Origin of the sequence: Pantoea dispersa (assembly GCF_019890955.1) — a bacterium.
Taxonomy (GTDB): domain Bacteria; phylum Pseudomonadota; class Gammaproteobacteria; order Enterobacterales; family Enterobacteriaceae; genus Pantoea; species Pantoea dispersa.
In genome coordinates this window covers 579,182-595,428 of record NZ_CP082347.1, presented here as the reverse complement: position 1 = coordinate 595,428, position 16,247 = coordinate 579,182, and the positions used below count along the sequence as shown (strand labels likewise).

Sequence of the window (16,247 nt, the reverse complement as noted above, 5' to 3'; positions counted from 1 at the left end):
GCGGCGGTCCGCAGCGGTGGTTAAAAGAGGGAAGCGAGCAGGATGAAAACGTCGGGAACCAATCTGGAACATGCGCGCGCGCACAATCGCCGGGTGATTATCGAAGCGATACGCCTGCACGGTGAGCTGACCCGTGCCGAGCTGGCGCGACTGACCGCGTTAACGCCGCAAACCGTCTCGAATATTGTCGCTGAACTGGAGCAGGCGGAACTGCTCACCAGCCGTCAGCCGCGTAAGCAGGGCCGCGGTCAGCCGGCGATTCCGGTCACCCTGAATCCGGCCAGTGCGTTTTCCATCGGCATCCATCTTGACCATCAGACGCTACTGATTGTGCTGGTGGACCTGACCGGTGAAATCCATTTTCGCCGCCTTATTATGGTGCAAAAACCGCAGCCGGATGCCACATTAGCGCGCATTGCCGGAGTGCTGGCGGAGATCAAACAGCAGACCGGGCCGCGCTGGCAAAAAGTGCTGGGTATTGGCGTAGTGATGCCGGGGCCGTTTGGTGTGGAAGGTATCTCGTCAATGGGGCCGACCACGCTGCACGGCTGGGAGGACGTTGATATCGCTGCGCGTCTCGCTGAGATGAGCGGACTGCCGGTGACGCTGGAGAATGATGCCACCGTCGCGGCGATTGGCGAACGCTTTCACGGCGTGGCGCGTCATCTTAATTCCTTTATTTATCTGTATATTGGCACGGGCCTGGGCGCGGGCATCATCATGGATGGCCATGTGTATAGCGGCCATGCGCACAACGCCGGTGAAGTGGGGCATGTGGTGGTGGAACCCGGTGGACGTGAGTGTTACTGCGGCAATCACGGCTGCCTGGAGCGTTATGTTTCGCTGCAGGCCGCTTACGAATTCTGCGGGCTGGACCCGATGAGCGCGCTGCCGGAAGATTTACTGCAGGTTGATCCGGCGCTGTTTGATCGCTGGATCGATACTGTGCTCACGCCGCTGCGCCAGGGTATAAACATGCTGGAGTGTATCTTTGATGCCGAGAGCGTGATTATCGGCGGCATGATGCCAGCGGTGTTGCTGGATAAAATTATCCAGCGCCTGCCGCCGCTCTACCAATCGGTGCGCGGCCGCTATCTGACCGGCACGCGACTCAAGACCGGCATGACCGGCAGCGACACCGCCGCCCTCGGCGCAGCGGCTCTGCCAATTTTTGATGAGTTTAATCCGCAGTTCCAGGTGCTGATGAAGTGAAAAACGCGGCCAGCGTCCGCCGCTGGCACCCGTTATCATCCATATTGTCTGGTGCCAGCCAGGCTGTAAGTGCCTGCTGAACAACAGGCCATTCACCATCAATCATTGAGAGCCAGTCGGTATCGCGATTGCGCTGTTTGCGCGTCATGGCCTGGCGGAAGCGTCCTTCAAAGGTAAAACCAATGCGCTCGGCAGCCCGGCGTGAAGCCAGGTTTAACGAATCACAGCGCCATGCAACGCGACGATAGCCCAGCGCAAATGCCTGGCGCAGCAACAGGAACAAGGCTTCCGTACCCATGACGTTACGCTGCATCAGCGGTGACCAGGTGATGTGACCGATTTCTATCGCGCCGTTCTGCATATCAATACTTGCAAAACAAACCACGCCCACGGCACGCTGATGCCTGTCCATGACGGCATAACACACTAGCTGGCGATCGCTGATTTTATGCTCAATCCAGCTCTCCATCTCCATCAATGACTGTGGCCGGCTGGCGCCCAGCCAGGTCCAGTCGCGATCGTCTGGGGCGAGTGAAAATGCCGTAAACAGCGCCTGGCTGTGGCTCAACTGCAATGGCGCAAGATGACAAAAGCGCCCTGACAGATTTTCTGCTGCCGGATAGCTGGCAGGTTGCCAGTCCGGCAAGGCAAAACCGATGGGCTGACCATAATGATTATGACGTGTCACGTTGATTTCCTTAGCCGTGGCGTCGCGCATGATGTCCGGTAAATGAAACCAGAATATCATCGGCACTTATACCAGCGTTTTACCGCATCACCCAGTGTCCGGCGCTCACTTCCAGATAATGCCGTGTTTCCGGCACAAATCCATTGGCGCGCACCGGGCTCTTCAGCTCGCTGACGTCCACGTGCCGTTTTAAATGGCGGCGCGCCGGATCGGGCACTGGCACCGACGCGAGCAGTTTTTGTGTGTAAGGGTGCTGCGGATTCTCAAAAATAGCCGCGCGCGGGCCAATCTCAACAATCTCTCCCAGCAGCATCACCGCCACACGTTGGCTGATGCGCTCCACTACCGCCATATCGTGTGAGATAAACAGATACGACAGATTCAGGCTGTGTTGCAGATCGAGCAGCAGATTGATGATCTGCGCTTTCACGGTGACATCGAGGGCGGAAACCGACTCGTCGGCAATGATCATTTTCGGATCGAGCATCAGCGCACGGGCAATGCAGATGCGCTGACGCTGGCCGCCGGAAAATTCGTGCGGATAGCGTTTCAGCATGGTTGCGGGCAGGCCAACGCGCGTCATCAGTTCGGCCGCTTTGCTCTGTGCGGCGGCCTTACTGCCCAGCCGATGCTGTAAAAAAGGTTCGGTGAGGGCTTCAAGGACTGACATGCGCGGGTTAAGGCTGGCAAACGGATCCTGAAAAATCATCTGCATGGCGCAGCGCAGCTTGCGCAGTTCTTGCCGGGAGAGGGTGAGCACGTCGCTGCCATCAAAAGCAATCTGTCCGGAGGCCGGCTGCACCAGCCGCGTCAGCGAGCGGCCGGTGGTGGATTTGCCACAGCCGGATTCACCGACCAGTGATAATGTTTCACCCGGCAGCAAATCAAATGAGATATTCTCCACGGCGTGCACTGCACCGGTTTTACGGCTGAACAGCCCTTCGTGAATGCTGAACCGCGTGCTGAGGTTCTTCACCGACAGCAGCGGCGTTTGCCCTTGTGGCGTCTGCCGCGCCTGCGCCACCGGCGCTTCGCCGTTGAGCGCAAACTTACGCGGTCCATCGATGCCGCGCATGGCACCCAGCTGCGGCACGGTTGCAATCAGCGTGCGGGTATACTCTGCCGCCGGGGCTGAAAAAATCGCGGCGGTGCTGCCGGTTTCCACCATCGCGCCCTGATACATCACCAGCGTGCGGTCGGCGACTTCTGCCACCACGCCCATATCGTGGGTGATGAACAGTACGGCGGTGCCTTCCTCCTCCTGCAGGGTCTTGATCAGGTCAAGGATTTGACCCTGAATCGTGACGTCGAGCGCCGTGGTCGGCTCGTCAGCAATCAGCAGTTTTGGGCGCAGCGCCAGCGCCATGGCGATCATCACGCGCTGACGCATGCCGCCGGAAAAGTGGTGCGGGTAATCATTGAAGCGTTTGACCGCGTTGGGAATACGCACTTTCTCCAGCAGCCGGATGGTCTCCTCGCGGGCGGCGCGTGCGCTGATTTTGCGGTGCGCGATCAGCGCCTCAGCAATCTGGTGACCGATAGTGAACGACGGATTAAGGCTGGTCATCGGCTCCTGGAATATCATCGCGATGGCATTGCCGCGGATATCGCGCATTGCACGTTCGCTCAGCGTGAGCAAGTCCACGCCGTTCAGCAGCACTTTGCCGCTGATACGTGTGTGACGGCTATTCAGCAGGCGCATGATCGCCATCGAGGTAACGCTTTTGCCTGAGCCCGACTCACCGACGATCGCCAGCGTTTCACCGGCCCCGAGGGTAAAAGAGACGTTTTTCACCACCTCACGCCAGCGGTCATCGCTGCGAAATGCGACGGTGAGATTTTCGATGCTCAGCACCGGCGGGTCAGCGCGATTCATTGTGCCGCCACAAAGCGCGCCGAGCGGGTGCTGACCGGCACAAAGGTAAAATCGGTATCGAACGGATAAGCCGGCTGCAGCTTGCGTTTCCGCACCAGCCGTTCAACGTACTGATCGACCACACCTTCCGACAGCGCCATCAGGTTGGGATTGGCAATCGGCGCCAGCTCGGGCGACAGGTAACCGGATTTTACCACCACAATTTTTGCCTGGCGCGGATCGAGTCCGAGCAGGGCGAAATCCGCCAGGTTGTGGTAAGGCCGACGCCGATCGGCAACCACCACGGTGATGCCTGCAATCTTCAGCAGCGCCTGGCGGGCAACCGAACGGGCATCATCACTCAGCAGCAGCACGTCAAACTCGCCGCTGACTTTGCCGCCGGCAGGATCCAGCGTGGCACCGATAGTCAGGGAGAGCCGGGCACCGACGCCCGCGGCGAAGGCCGCCTCAGTGGCCGGTTTATCGGTAATGCCGGCAACGATGACATCCTGCGCATTTTGCCGCAGCAGTTCGGCCAGTACATCGGCCCGATCGCCCACGCCGCCGCCGGTCGGGTTATCACCGGAGTCGGCGAGAATCACCGGTCCGCCAGGGCTGGAAATCGCCATGCGTACGCACTCTTCAGTGTTGCCGGTCACGCAGCCAAACACGAATTGCTCACGCGCCTGCCAGTAAGCCAGCGCCAGTTTGGCCGCCTGCTCAGACAGCACATCGGCATCGGTACCGGTCATGATGGCGGCCGCCGTGGCGCGTGGCTCATCCGCCCAGACATAGCCAACCATCAGCGAAGCATCCCAGATATGTTCAAGTGCGTTAATCGCGGGCAGGCTGGCGTAAAGGCTTTTGGCCGGTTCATCTTCCGTGCTGGTGCGCTCGCCTGGCAGCACCACGGGGATCGGTGCCCACACCACACCCGGTCGGATGCCGCTTTGCAGGCTATTGACCAGCATTGAGACGGAGCGGCGCATGGTATCTTCCACATCGATATGCGGTGCCGTGCGATAGGTCGAAAACATATCGATCGCGTCGATGATGCGCTGCGAGACATTACCGTGCAGATCGTAGCTGACGCTAATCGGACAATCGGGCCCGACCAGCTCGCGCGTCGCGCTAATCCAGTCGCCTTCCGCGTCTTCCATCCCTTCGACATAAACCGCGCCGTGCATCGCCAGGTAAACGCCATCCACGGGCAAATACGCCTCGAGCCGATGGAGAAACTCCTGTTTGAAGGCATCATAAGTCACACGTGCTACTGGCCCACCGGCAATGGCGCGGGCGTGAAAGGTCGGCAGAAACTCGGCCGCGTAATCCTGCAGAAAGGCGAAATAGGGATTGGTCGTCATCGCTTCACCCCGCACGATGCGGAAGTCGTCGGCGTAATTGAGCACCGGATTCCAGGTACTGCATTCAGTATGAATTCCACCATAGGCAATGCGCATAACAGACTCCGCTAGTCGGGTAAGTGAACGATAAAACGGTAAGCCGCCACACTGGCTGCGGCGCGGGCCCAGCTCAACTGATCAATCGCCATGCTGGCGATGGGCGTCTTGCCCATGATTGAAGGCAACACGTGACTATCTACCGCCTGCATCACCACGGTTCTGAGCAGGCCGTCGAACGCATCCGGCTGATGGGCGATGATAATCATCTCCGGATCGTTCATCTGAATGATATTGGCGATGGCGAGGCCAAGTGCGTCACCTGCCTGGTGCAGAATGGCGATCGCGGCGCTATTGCCTTTTACCGCCAGCGCTTCCAGTTCGGCAACGCTGGTGCAGGGCAGCTGTTTGTCACGCATGCTTTCACGCATCGCAGTGAGCGACGCCAGCGTATCAAGGCAGCCGCGTTTGCCGCAGCGGCACGGACGCCCGCCTGGCTCTACGGTACAGTGAGCAATTTCACCGGCCCCACCGTGCGCGCCGCGGTGCAGCTGTCCCTGAAAGAAGTGCGCGGAGCCAATGCCGTCGCCGTGGGAAATCAGGGTGAAATTCCGTGCCTTTTTCGCCACGCCGAAAATCTTTTCGCTGACCGCCAGAGCTTTGGCATCGTTTTCCAGTGATACCTCCAGACCGGTTTGCGCGTTAAGCAGTGCCGCCAGCGGGACGTTTTTCCAGCCCAGCAGGGCAGACTGGACGCACACCGCCTGGTTTTCATCCACAAAGCCGGAAAGCGTGACGCCCAGCCCGATGAGCTGATCGGCGGAGATGCCTTTTTGTGCAAGCAGGCCGGGAATGGCGGCGGCCAGCGCGCCAGCCAGCAGCGCAGGATCGGGATTCAGCGGCATGTGGATGCTGGCCAGGATGCGGCCGTGCATATCTGTCAGCACCAGATACACATCGTCACCGAGCAACGACGCACCGAGAAAATAAGCGCTGTCGGCACGCATTTTTAATAACACCGAAGGCCGACCCTGACCGTTACTTTCCGGAATGCTCTCTTCAAGCAGTCCTGCGCTAAGCATCTCTTTGATTAATGTGCTGATTGCGGCTTTACTCAGCTTCATTTTTTCCGCAATTGCCGTGCGGCTCATGCCATGCGAAGCAATTAATAAACGCAGAATTTGTTGCTGATGAGCATTAAGCATCCGGGTTCTCACGGCATAGGCTGTATCTGGCCGACAATAATCAGCGGTGAAAACAAATTCAAGCGCATTTAGTTTATTTTCTGAATGCAGATCGAGTTATAAGTAAAATATATGAACTGACATCTTGGCTTTTGTTTGCAGAGTGTGCCTTATATAGCGTCGAGCCCGTTCTTCTGCTGCCGTTAACACAACCAAAGCGTATGGCAGGCGATGGCGTGCATTGACGGTCAGCTGCCTGCCGGGCAATGACTCTTCACTCTATGTCACTGATTCACTGAGGCCTTCATGCAAAGCACACTCAAGCATTTCAGGATACTGACACTTGCCGCGGGTATTCTGGCGTCGTTTTCCAGCGCATCGGTTTTGGCTGCTCAGCTGGTCATTATACAAAACGAACCGCCGCGCAGCATGGACCCGGGCAATCAGACCGCGACCTTTACCGGCACGGTGCTGGACCCGATGTATGAAGGCCTGACGCGGCTCGGTGACGATGGCAAAATCATGCCGGCCCTGGCGCTCTCCTGGCATGCCGACGACAGCGGACTGCACTGGGAATTTACGCTGCGCCCCAACGTTAAATTCCACGATGGCACGCCATTTAATGCCGATGCGGTCGTTGAAAACTTTCAGCGTCATCTGGATACGAAGCGCGGTCTCGCCGGAAGTGGGAAAATTCGCACCTTTATTCAGGACGTGCAGAAAAAAGATGACTTAACCGTCACCTTCACACTGAAGAAAATTAATCCGGCGTTTTTAACCGTGCTGGCATCCGGTCCGGGATTAATGGTGAGTCCACAAGCTGACAAAGCCGGCACGATCAATAATAAAGCCGACGGTACCGGGCCCTATAAACTGGCGCAGTATAAATCCGGTGAATTTGTCCTGGAGCAGAAGAACCCGGACTATTGGGGCAAGTCTGCCGGGCCGGACGAAATAAAATGGACCTGGAGCAGTGAGCCGTCAGTCATGAATATGGCGCTGCAATCCGGTCAGGTCGATATTATTAACCCGGTGCCGCCGCAATTTGCCGGCATGTTAAAAAATAATCCCGGCGTGCAGTTAAAACAGTCGCCGGGCGCGGCGGTATTCTGGATCGATCTCAATACGCAGAGTAAAGCCCTCAGCGATGTCAGAGTCCGCCAGGCGCTGAACTTCGCGACCGACCAGCAGGCGCTGGTAAAAGCGGTGATGTTTGGTTATGCGCAGCCGGCCAATTCCCCGCTGGCGCCGGTCGATGCCAACTACGACAAAGCGTTGCATGACTATCCGTACGATGTGCAGAAAGCCAAAGACCTGCTTAAGGCAGCGGGCTATCCCGATGGCTTCGCCATGTCGATTGCCGTGCAGGCACCCGACGCACGCACTGCGCAGGTTCTGCAGGGTATGTGGAGCAAAATTGGCGTCAAACTCAGCGTGCGCCAGATGGAGAGCGGCGTATGGGCCAAAGCGGCGTTTGCCGATGCCAAAGAGAAAGCCGCGCAGGGGACGGACGCGGTGCTGGCGTCCTGGTCCTCGGGGCTGTACGGCTCGGATCTGCAGTTGCGTCCGCTGTATCACAGCAGCAGCTTTGCGCCCGGCGGGGCTAACCTCGGCTTCTTCAGCGACAAACGTACCGATGAGCTAATCGATAGCGCCGCCTCCACGCTCGACGATGCCCAGCGCAAAGCGCTCTATTTCCAGGCACAGCAGCGGATCAGCGGACTCGCCCCGCAGGTGCTGCTCTACTATCAGGACGACCTGTATGCGACGCGCAAAAATATCAGTGGCGTGACAATGCAACCGGGCGGCCAGATTGTGGTCCGTGATGCCGTGAAGAAATAGTGCTGATGGCTGATTGATATGAAAGCGTATGTCGCAAAAAAGGTGCTCTCGTTGCCGTTGATTATCTTCGGTGTGTCGATCATCGTGTTTATCGCCATCCGCGCGCTGCCGGGTGATCCGGCACGCCTGATGGCCGGCCCGGAAGCGCCGCAGGAAGCGGTGGACAGTATGCGCGTGCGCCTCGGGCTGGATCAGCCTTTGCCGCTGCAATACGTCAGGTTTGCCGGTGAAGCGCTGCATGGCAATCTCGGGCTGTCGCTGCAGTCGCAGCGGCCAGTGATGACCGAAATCAGCGAACGCCTGCCGTACACGCTGTCGCTGGCGGCGCTGGCGTACCTGCTGGCGATTGCCATCGGCGTGCCGGCGGGCATGACCGGGGCCATTTACCGGCAGCGCATTCCCGATCAGATCGTCATGGTACTGACCATTGCCGGTGCCTCGATTGCGAACTTCTGGCTGGCGTTGCTGGCGATGAACTACTTTGCGGTTCAGCTCGGCTGGCTGCCGCTACTCGGCGCTGATTCGTGGCGCAACTATGTGATGCCGACCGTGACGCTGGCGATTCTCCCGATGGCGATGATCGCGCGAATGACGCGCTCCAGCATGCTGGATGTGCTCAGTCAGGACTACATCCGTACCGCCAGAGCCAAAGGATTATCGTCGGCCAGCGTTAACTGGAAACACGCGCTGCGCAATGCGCTGATACCGATTGTCACCATCGTCGCGCTGAATTTTGGCAGCCTGATCGGAGGTGCAGTGGTCACTGAGTCGGTGTTTAACTGGCCGGGTATTGGCCGCCTGCTGGTGGATTCGGTGAAATACCGCGATTATCCGTTGATTCAGGGCGTAACGTTAGTGGCGGTAACCGGCGTGGTGTTGATGAATCTGGTCGGTGAGATAGTGATTGGCCTGCTCAACCCGAAAATAAGGTTCGACTGATGAACAGTTTCGACACGTCTCTCCAGCCGCCGCCCGCGCGCCGCCGCCAGATCGTGAGGTTTTTGCTTGGCAACCCTTCCATCACGACCGGAGGCGGGCTGGTGCTGCTGGTGGTGCTGGCTGCCCTTTTTGCACCGCTGATTACTCACTGGGATCCCATCGAGCAGGATCTGTTGAACACGTTGCAGGCACCTTCCGCTGCCCACTGGTTCGGCACCGATGATTACGGCCGCGATATTTTTGCCCGCGTCATTTATGGCGCGCGCATCACGCTGTTTGAAGTCAGCCTCAGCGTAGCCATCTCGATGGCGATCGGCATTCCTCTCGGCATCATCTCGGGGCTGGCCGGACGCAAGATTGATGCGCTGATTATGTGGCTGATGGATATTATTTTCGCCTTCCCCGGTATCGTACTGGCGATTCTGATTGTCAGCGTGCTCGGTGAGGGGCTGACAAACATGCTGATCGCCATTTCGTTGTTCTCGATCCCGGTGTATGCACGTCTGAGTCGCAACCTGACGCTGGGACTGAAAAACATGGAGTATATCGAAGCGGCGCATATGCTTGGCGTGCGATACCCGCGCATTATCACGCACTATATTCTGCGCAACGCCATTGGCCCGCTGATTGTGCAGTCGACGCTAACGGCTGGTGCGGTGGTGCTTTCTGCCGCCAGTCTGTCGTTTCTCGGACTCGGCGTGCAGCCGCCGATGCCGGAGTGGGGCACCATGATGAGCGATGGCCGCAACTTTCTCGGGCTAAATATTTACGTCTCCCTATTTCCCGGACTGGCGATTTTGATTACCGTGCTCGGTTTTAATGTGCTGGGCGACGGCCTGCGCGATGTAATGGATAAACGTTTATGACTCACCCGCACTCAACCGTGATCTGCCTCGATTTGGGCGGCTCCTTTATCAAGCTTGGCGTGATGGATGCGCAGGATCGGCTAACCCTGCTCGATCAGCAAAAAATCCCGGCGACGGACTGGCAGGCATTTTGCGCCAGAGTCAGCGAGATGATCGCCGGGCAGCATAACCATTTCAGCAGCCAGGCGGCTGTCGCCATCTCTACGGCGGGCATTGTGGCACCGCAAACCGGCGAAATGTTTGCCAGCAACATCCCGGCTTTTCACCGGCGTAATCTGGCGCGGGAACTGGGTGAGGTGCTGCAGCGGCCGGTGATCGCGCACAACGACGCGGACTGCTTTGCCCTGGCCGAGGCGCAGGCCGGCAGCGGCAAAGGGCACAAAGTGGTGTTTGGCGCGATTCTCGGTTCCGGCGTGGGCGGTGGTCTGGTGGCGGACGGCCGCATTATCACCGGACAAAACGGCCTGACCGGCGAATGGGGCCACGGGCCGATTACCCTCACGGAAGTGACGCTGGCGCATCGTCGCGTGCGCGTGCCGCGCCAGGCGTGTCCGTGCGGCCAGACAGGGTGTCTGGACACCTACGGCGGCGCGCGCGGACTGGAAACGCTGCATCAGGTGTTGCACGCTGAAAGCGCCAGCAGCGTGGAAATCATTGCCCGCTGGCAGCAGGCAGAAGCGCGGGCGCAGCAGACGATAGAAGCCTGGCTGCAACTGGTGAGTGAGCCGCTCGCCTACACCATTAACATTACCGGCGCGTCACGGGTGGCGGTAGGCGGCGGCCTGGCTTCGGTCACCCCGCTGATTACTGCGCTTAATGATGCGGTGCAGCGCTGCGTGTTGCGCAGCACAGCGCATGCGCTGGTGGTGCCGGGCGAGTTTGCCCATCAGGGCGGCATGGTGGGCGCGGCGCTGCTGGCGCGGCAGGCGCTCAGCGCGTCCTGAGCTTTTGCCCTTTCGCCCGTTGCTGGCGCTTTTCGGTTACCGTGTTGCGCTCAAGACTTCGTTGAACCCGATTCAACCTTAAATGCGCTAAGCTTGACGCGCTAAAACCCGCAGCAAAGAGGCTGGTGAACAGACACTGTCGCCAGCCTCTTTGCTGTTTTTTTCACCTGCGGTACGGAAAAAAACATGTCATCAGTACAACCTCAACTCTCTCAGCTCCCGGACGAGGCCTCGCTGCCGCGTCACAGCGTGCCAAAAGCGCTGTTCGCGCTGGGCACCGGTGGATTTGCCATCGGCACCGGTGAATTTGTCATCATGGGCCTGCTGCCCGATGCGGCGAAAGGCCTGAACGTCACCATTCCTGAGGCCGGCCATCTCATCAGCATTTATGCCCTCGGCGTAGTGATTGGCGCGCCGCTGCTGGCTATTCTCGGCGCGCGGGCTTCACGGCGTAATTTCCTGATGACACTGATGGGCCTGTTTGCGCTGGGTAATCTGCTGAGCGCTGTCGTGCCGGGCTACCCTGCGATGCTGGTGGCCCGTTTTCTGGCGGGCTTTCCGCACGGCACCTTCTTTGGCGTTGCGGCGCTGGTAGCGGCAGGACTGGTGGAGCGCGCGCGGCGCGCGCAGGCGGTGTCGATGGTGCTGCTGGGATTAACCATCGCCAATCTGATTGGCGTACCTGCCGTTACCGCCATCGGCCAGTGGTTTGGCTGGCGTGATGCGTTTGCTATCGTCGGCGGACTGGCGCTGCTGACGCTGCTACTGGTGTGGCTTTGGGTACCCAAAGTGGCCGGTGATAAGCAGGCCAGTCCACTGCGCGAACTCTCGGCGCTGACGCGCAAGCAGGTCTTGCTGACGCTGGCGATTGGCGCGATTGGCAGCGGCGGCATGTTCTCGGTATTCAGTTACGTTAAACCCACCATGATGGAACTGGCCCACCTGCCGGAAAATCTGGTACCGGCGATACTGGCGCTGTTTGGTCTTGGCATGATTATCGGCAACCTTGTCGGGGGACGTCTGGCCGATCGCGGGCTGGAGAAAACCATCCGCATTATACTGGTGTGGTCGCTGCTGGTATTGAGCGCATTTGTTTTTGCCGCGCATTATGCGCTGGCGGGCGCGCTTAACGTGATGCTGGTCGGTACCATGGTGGCGCTGGGAAGCGTGCTACAAATCCGCCTGATGGACGTGGCCGGTGATGCACAAACCCTGGCGGCCGCACTTAATCACTCAGCGTTTAACATTGCCAACGCGCTGGGGGCGTGGCTCGGCGGCATCACCATTTCCGCCGGGCTGGGCTGGCAGTCCACTGGCTGGGTTGGGGCCATTCTGTCCGTGCTGGGGCTGCTGATTCATGCCATTGCGGTGCGCGATGCGCGCCGGACGCCGGCGCTCGCCATAAAATAATTTTTACCGCGCGGGAATAAACGCCGCACTGGTTCGTCTTATGCCCACTTTTCCTTACTGAGTTGGCTAAGATGAACTTTAAACCCACGGTCAGACATCTGCCGTTGTTACTGCTGGTGGTCATTATTCCCGGATTACTGCTGGTGCTGTTTCTTGCTGCAGGCGGTTGGCTGACGCCGCAGCGCCTCAGTGCGCAAAGTCTGGTGCAGTCGCTGCAGCAAAACAGCGGTGTGCATCCGGGATACCGGCGCAATCATGCCAAGGGCGTGTGCGTTACCGGTGATTTTACCTCCAGCGGCAACGCGGCGTTTCTGTCACGCGCCAGCGTTTTCCAGCCGGGTACGGTGCCGGTGATTGGCCGCTTTGCCATTGCCGGCGGTAATCCTCACGCGCCGGATTATGGCGTGCCGGTGCGCAGCCTGGCGCTGGAATTTCAGCTGGCGCACGGCGAGCAGTGGCGTACCGGCATGAACGCGCTGCCGTTTTTCCCGGTCAGTACGCCGCAGGCTTTTTACGATCAGCAGCAGGCCAGTCGACCGCTGCCGCAGACCGGCAAACCTGATGCGCAAAAGCTGATGGCGTTTACCGTTGCCCATCCCGAAGTTAAACCGTTCTTTGCCTGGTTAAAAACCCACGTACTGGCCGCCAGCTGGGCACAGGAGCAGTACAACAGTCTGAATGCCTTCCGCTTTACCAATGCGCAGGGGGAAACGCGCTTTGTGCGCTGGAGTCTGGTGCCGCGTACGCCATGGCAGCCGATCAGCGCCGCTCAGCAGCAGCAGCCGGATTATCTGCAGAGCGACCTGCACGACCGGCTGGCGACCGCACCGCTGAAGTGGGATCTGGTGATCAGCGTGGCTCAGCCCGGCGATGCGGTGAACGATGCCAGCAAGGTGTGGCCAGCCGATCGGCAGCAGGTTGTCGCCGGTACGCTGACGCTGCGCGACAGCAGCCCGCAACAGGGCGGCAGCTGCAATGACATCAATTACGATCCGCTGATTCTGCCGCAGGGCATCAGCGGTTCGGACGATCCGCTGCTCAACGCGCGCTCCGCCGCTTACGCAAAATCTTTCAATCTGCGCACGGCTGAACAGGCGCACCAGCAGGAGAAAAAATCATGAGTCACCAGACAACCCTGTTTCATCCGCTGTTGCGCATCGTACACTGGTTGATGGCGCTGGCCGTGCTGACCATGCTATTTATCGGCGTGGCGATGGTGGCGGATATCTCGGCTGCCCATTCACTGCTGCTGGCGATACACAAACCACTCGGCGTGGCGATCGCGTTGCTGGTGGTCGTGCGTATCGGGCTGCGGCGTTACTATGGTGTGCCCGCCATGCCCGCGTCGGTGCCGGGCTGGCAGCAAACGGTGGCACATTTGACCCATCTGGCGCTCTATTTACTGATGCTGGCGCAACCGCTGGTAGGCTGGGCGATGCTGTCGGCAGGCGGGTTTCCGGTGACAATTGGCGAGGGGCTGGTGCTGCCGCCGCTGCTGCCGGTTAGCGTGGAAAGTTATGCCGTGCTGCGCCCGTTACACTCGCTGCTGGCGTTTAGTCTGTTCGCGCTGATCCTGGCCCATCTGGCTGCCGCGCTGCTGCATGGTCTGATTTTACGTGATGGCGTGCTGAGTAGCATGACCGGCCTGCGCCGGGTGCGAGAGCAAAAATAATGTCTGCATTGAGCGATGACGAAATCCGCACATTACTGCCGCATTTGCAGCGTTTTGCGCTGGGGCTGACGCGTGAGCGCATGGCCGCTGAAGATCTGGTACAAAACACGCTGGTCAAAGCACTGGACGCGGCGCGCGATGACACGCGCAGTCTGCGTGCCTGGCTGTTTTCCATTCTCTGGCATCAGTTCATTGATGGCGAACGGCGCCGCAAGCGCTGGCAGGCGATTATGACGCTGTTCAGCCGCGCCGAACCCTTTGCCGAGTCGGCTGAGCATCACGCCATCGCCGATGAGATGCTGGCGCTGTTCGCCCGTCTGCCGGCTGACAGTCGCGCATTGCTGCTCCTGGTTAACGTGGAAGGCATGCGTTATCAGGAAGCAGCTGACACGCTGGACATTCCGCTGGGCACCGTGATGTCACGGTTGTCGCGGGCGCGAAAACAGTTGCAGCACATGACCGAAGGCCTGCCGGCCCCGGTGACGTTGAGGAGATTAAAATGAATATCCCGCCCGATGAGAACCAGCTGCACGCCTGGCTGGATGGTGAACTGGATAGCGCCAGCCATCAGGCCGTCAGCCACTGGCTGGCGCAGCATCCTGCCGTCGCCGCCCAGGTTGAGGGCTGGCGTCAGGACAAGCTGCGCCTGCAACAAAGCCTGCAGCGCAACATGGCGCGAACCGCTTTTACGCCACTGCAGCCGGCACAGCTGCGCCAGCGGCGTGCGCGACAGCGTTATCAGCGGCTGGCGCTGGCCTGCTCGCTGGTGCTGGCGTTAGGGATCGGCAGTCTGTCCGGCTGGCAGATGACTGAACGCTTACAGAATCACCCGTTACCGATGGAGGATGCGGTACAGGCTTACCGGTTATTCGGCGATGGCGCGCAGCAGGCGATGATGGACATTAGCACCCATCAGACGACACAGCTGGCCAGCTGGCTGGGCCGCTATTTTATCAACGGTCCGCTGCCGCCCAATCTGGAGCGCTTTGGCTATCAGCTCATCGGCGCGCGCCTGATGGCGAATGAGCATGGCGCCTCGGCGCTGGTGCTGTATCAGACCGCCAGCGGCACGCGCGTTGGCTGGTACATCCGCCCGCAAACCGTGCGGCTGGAAAAGGGGTCGCGCCAGGCGGACAACCTGGTGGCGCAATACTGGAGCGATCGCCACTATAACTATGCGCTGGTGAGCCCGATGAGCGGGGAAGCCGCACCGGCACTGCGTGCTGCGATAGGCAGCGAAGTGGGCTGATTCATTTGCCTGCCAGCTTTGCCTGCAGGAACGTCATAAATACCCGATTGATCTCGCTGCGCTGGCGATGCTGCGGATAAAGCGCATTCAGGTGCAGCGAGGCCGGATGCCAGTCATCCAGTACCGTTACCAGCTCACCACGCACCAGCGCCGGAGCCACGATAAACTCCGGCAGCAGGATCAGCCCCAACCCGGCGACGGCCGCATCACGCAGCATTTCTCCGTTATTGCTGACCATCGGTCCCTGGACCGCCAGCACTTTACGCATGTCGCCCTGAAACAGCTCCCAGCCGGTCTGGCTTTCACGTCCATAGCGCAGGCAGAGATGCTGCAGCAGATCCTCCGGCTCACGCGGTGCGCCGGCGCCCTGCAGGTAGGCCGGGCTGGCGCAAATCACGCGGCGGAATTCCCCCAGCCGTTTGGCGATCAGGCTGGAGTCCGGTAGCGTGCCGATGCGGATCGCCATATCAAAACCTTCGCCCACCATATCCACATGCCGATCGGCCAGTTCCACCTGGAACTGGATACCGGGATGCTGGCTCAGGAATTCGGCGATATAAGGGGAAAGATGGCTGATGCCGAACGACATCGGCACGCTGAGACGAAAACTGCCGCGCAGCACCTGACGACGACCAGACACCGCCAGTTCGGCTTCCTGCACATCATCCAGAATGCGCTGCGCATGCTGGGCAAACAGCTGGCCGTTGTCGGTAACGGACAGTTTGCGCGTATTGCGATTCAGCAAACGCGCCCCGAGTGACTCTTCCAGCGCGGCGATGCGCCGGCTGACGTACTGCTTGGAGAGCATCAGCTGTTCAGCCGCAGCGGTAAAGTTGCCCGCTTTGATTACAGCGACGTAAATCCGGAGATCTTCAATCTGCATATTGTCCACTTATCTGTGACAGTCATTGTCATACAGGCGCATTGTTGGGCAAATCAGTTTACGTATACTGGTCAGCAACGGGAAGGGCCTTCGCCCTCCAGCT

Annotated in this window: 15 protein-coding genes; 10 read left to right on the top strand and 5 right to left on the bottom strand. The window is 59.4% G+C overall.

Translation table 11 applies throughout. The features are described from left to right. Positions 1-42 precede the first annotated feature (42 nt). A complete protein-coding gene (locus K7H94_RS21490; protein ID WP_058759002.1) occupies positions 43-1,212 on the top strand; it encodes an ROK family transcriptional regulator in 1,170 nt (389 codons plus the stop codon). Here the strand turns inward: K7H94_RS21490 and K7H94_RS21485 are convergent. The 4 genes from K7H94_RS21485 to K7H94_RS21470 form a co-directional block, all read right to left on the bottom strand. Beyond that, positions 1,181-1,900, bottom strand: coding sequence for a GNAT family N-acetyltransferase (locus K7H94_RS21485; protein WP_222952196.1), 720 nt, complete (start codon positions 1,898-1,900; stop codon positions 1,181-1,183). The genes K7H94_RS21490 and K7H94_RS21485 overlap by 32 nt on opposite strands. 79 nt (positions 1,901-1,979) lie before the next feature. Then, a complete protein-coding gene (locus K7H94_RS21480) occupies positions 1,980-3,776 on the bottom strand; it encodes an ABC transporter ATP-binding protein (protein ID WP_222952195.1) in 1,797 nt (598 codons plus the stop codon). Then, positions 3,773-5,215, bottom strand: coding sequence for a M81 family metallopeptidase (locus K7H94_RS21475; protein WP_222952194.1), 1,443 nt, complete (start codon positions 5,213-5,215; stop codon positions 3,773-3,775). The genes K7H94_RS21480 and K7H94_RS21475 overlap by 4 nt, the downstream gene beginning before the upstream one ends. Positions 5,216-5,226: 11 nt before the next feature. Further along, positions 5,227-6,360, bottom strand: a complete 1,134-nt coding sequence (locus K7H94_RS21470) for an ROK family transcriptional regulator (RefSeq protein WP_222952193.1) — start codon at positions 6,358-6,360, stop codon at positions 5,227-5,229. A gap of 285 nt (positions 6,361-6,645) precedes the next feature. On the opposite strand from K7H94_RS21470, the gene K7H94_RS21465 reads away from it, so the two are divergent. The 9 genes from K7H94_RS21465 (at position 6,646) to K7H94_RS21425 (ending at position 15,261) form a co-directional block, all read left to right on the top strand. Beyond that, positions 6,646-8,181, top strand: coding sequence for an ABC transporter substrate-binding protein (locus K7H94_RS21465; RefSeq protein ID WP_222952192.1), 1,536 nt, complete (start codon positions 6,646-6,648; stop codon positions 8,179-8,181). Positions 8,182-8,199: 18 nt separating this feature from the next. Further along, a complete protein-coding gene (locus K7H94_RS21460; protein ID WP_222952191.1) occupies positions 8,200-9,120 on the top strand; it encodes an ABC transporter permease in 921 nt (306 codons plus the stop codon). Further along, positions 9,120-9,986, top strand: a complete 867-nt coding sequence (locus K7H94_RS21455) for an ABC transporter permease (protein ID WP_058776091.1) — start codon at positions 9,120-9,122, stop codon at positions 9,984-9,986. Before K7H94_RS21460 ends, K7H94_RS21455 begins: the two co-directional genes overlap by 1 nt. Further along, positions 9,983-10,930 (top strand): ROK family protein, encoded by a 948-nt coding sequence (locus K7H94_RS21450; protein WP_222952190.1) that lies wholly within the window; start codon positions 9,983-9,985, stop codon positions 10,928-10,930. The genes K7H94_RS21455 and K7H94_RS21450 overlap by 4 nt, the downstream gene beginning before the upstream one ends. Before the next feature lie 186 nt (positions 10,931-11,116). Further along, on the top strand, positions 11,117-12,340 hold the full coding sequence (locus tag K7H94_RS21445; protein WP_222952189.1) for an MFS transporter: 1,224 nt from the start codon (positions 11,117-11,119) through the stop codon (positions 12,338-12,340). A 71-nt stretch (positions 12,341-12,411) separates the two neighbouring features. Continuing rightward, on the top strand, positions 12,412-13,461 hold the full coding sequence (locus tag K7H94_RS21440) for a catalase family peroxidase (RefSeq protein WP_222952188.1): 1,050 nt from the start codon (positions 12,412-12,414) through the stop codon (positions 13,459-13,461). Then, positions 13,458-14,012, top strand: a complete 555-nt coding sequence (locus K7H94_RS21435) for a cytochrome b (protein WP_058781059.1) — start codon at positions 13,458-13,460, stop codon at positions 14,010-14,012. Before K7H94_RS21440 ends, K7H94_RS21435 begins: the two co-directional genes overlap by 4 nt. Further along, positions 14,012-14,515, top strand: coding sequence for a sigma-70 family RNA polymerase sigma factor (locus K7H94_RS21430; protein WP_215481189.1), 504 nt, complete (start codon positions 14,012-14,014; stop codon positions 14,513-14,515). The genes K7H94_RS21435 and K7H94_RS21430 overlap by 1 nt, the downstream gene beginning before the upstream one ends. Continuing rightward, positions 14,512-15,261, top strand: a complete 750-nt coding sequence (locus tag K7H94_RS21425) for an anti-sigma factor family protein (protein ID WP_222952187.1) — start codon at positions 14,512-14,514, stop codon at positions 15,259-15,261. The genes K7H94_RS21430 and K7H94_RS21425 overlap by 4 nt, the downstream gene beginning before the upstream one ends. 1 nt (position 15,262) lies before the next feature. Here the strand turns inward: K7H94_RS21425 and K7H94_RS21420 are convergent, their stop codons facing one another. Then, positions 15,263-16,144: a LysR family transcriptional regulator gene (locus K7H94_RS21420; RefSeq protein ID WP_222952186.1), complete on the bottom strand. Its 882-nt coding sequence runs from the start codon at positions 16,142-16,144 to the stop codon at positions 15,263-15,265. Between the last annotated feature and the right edge of the window lie 103 nt (positions 16,145-16,247).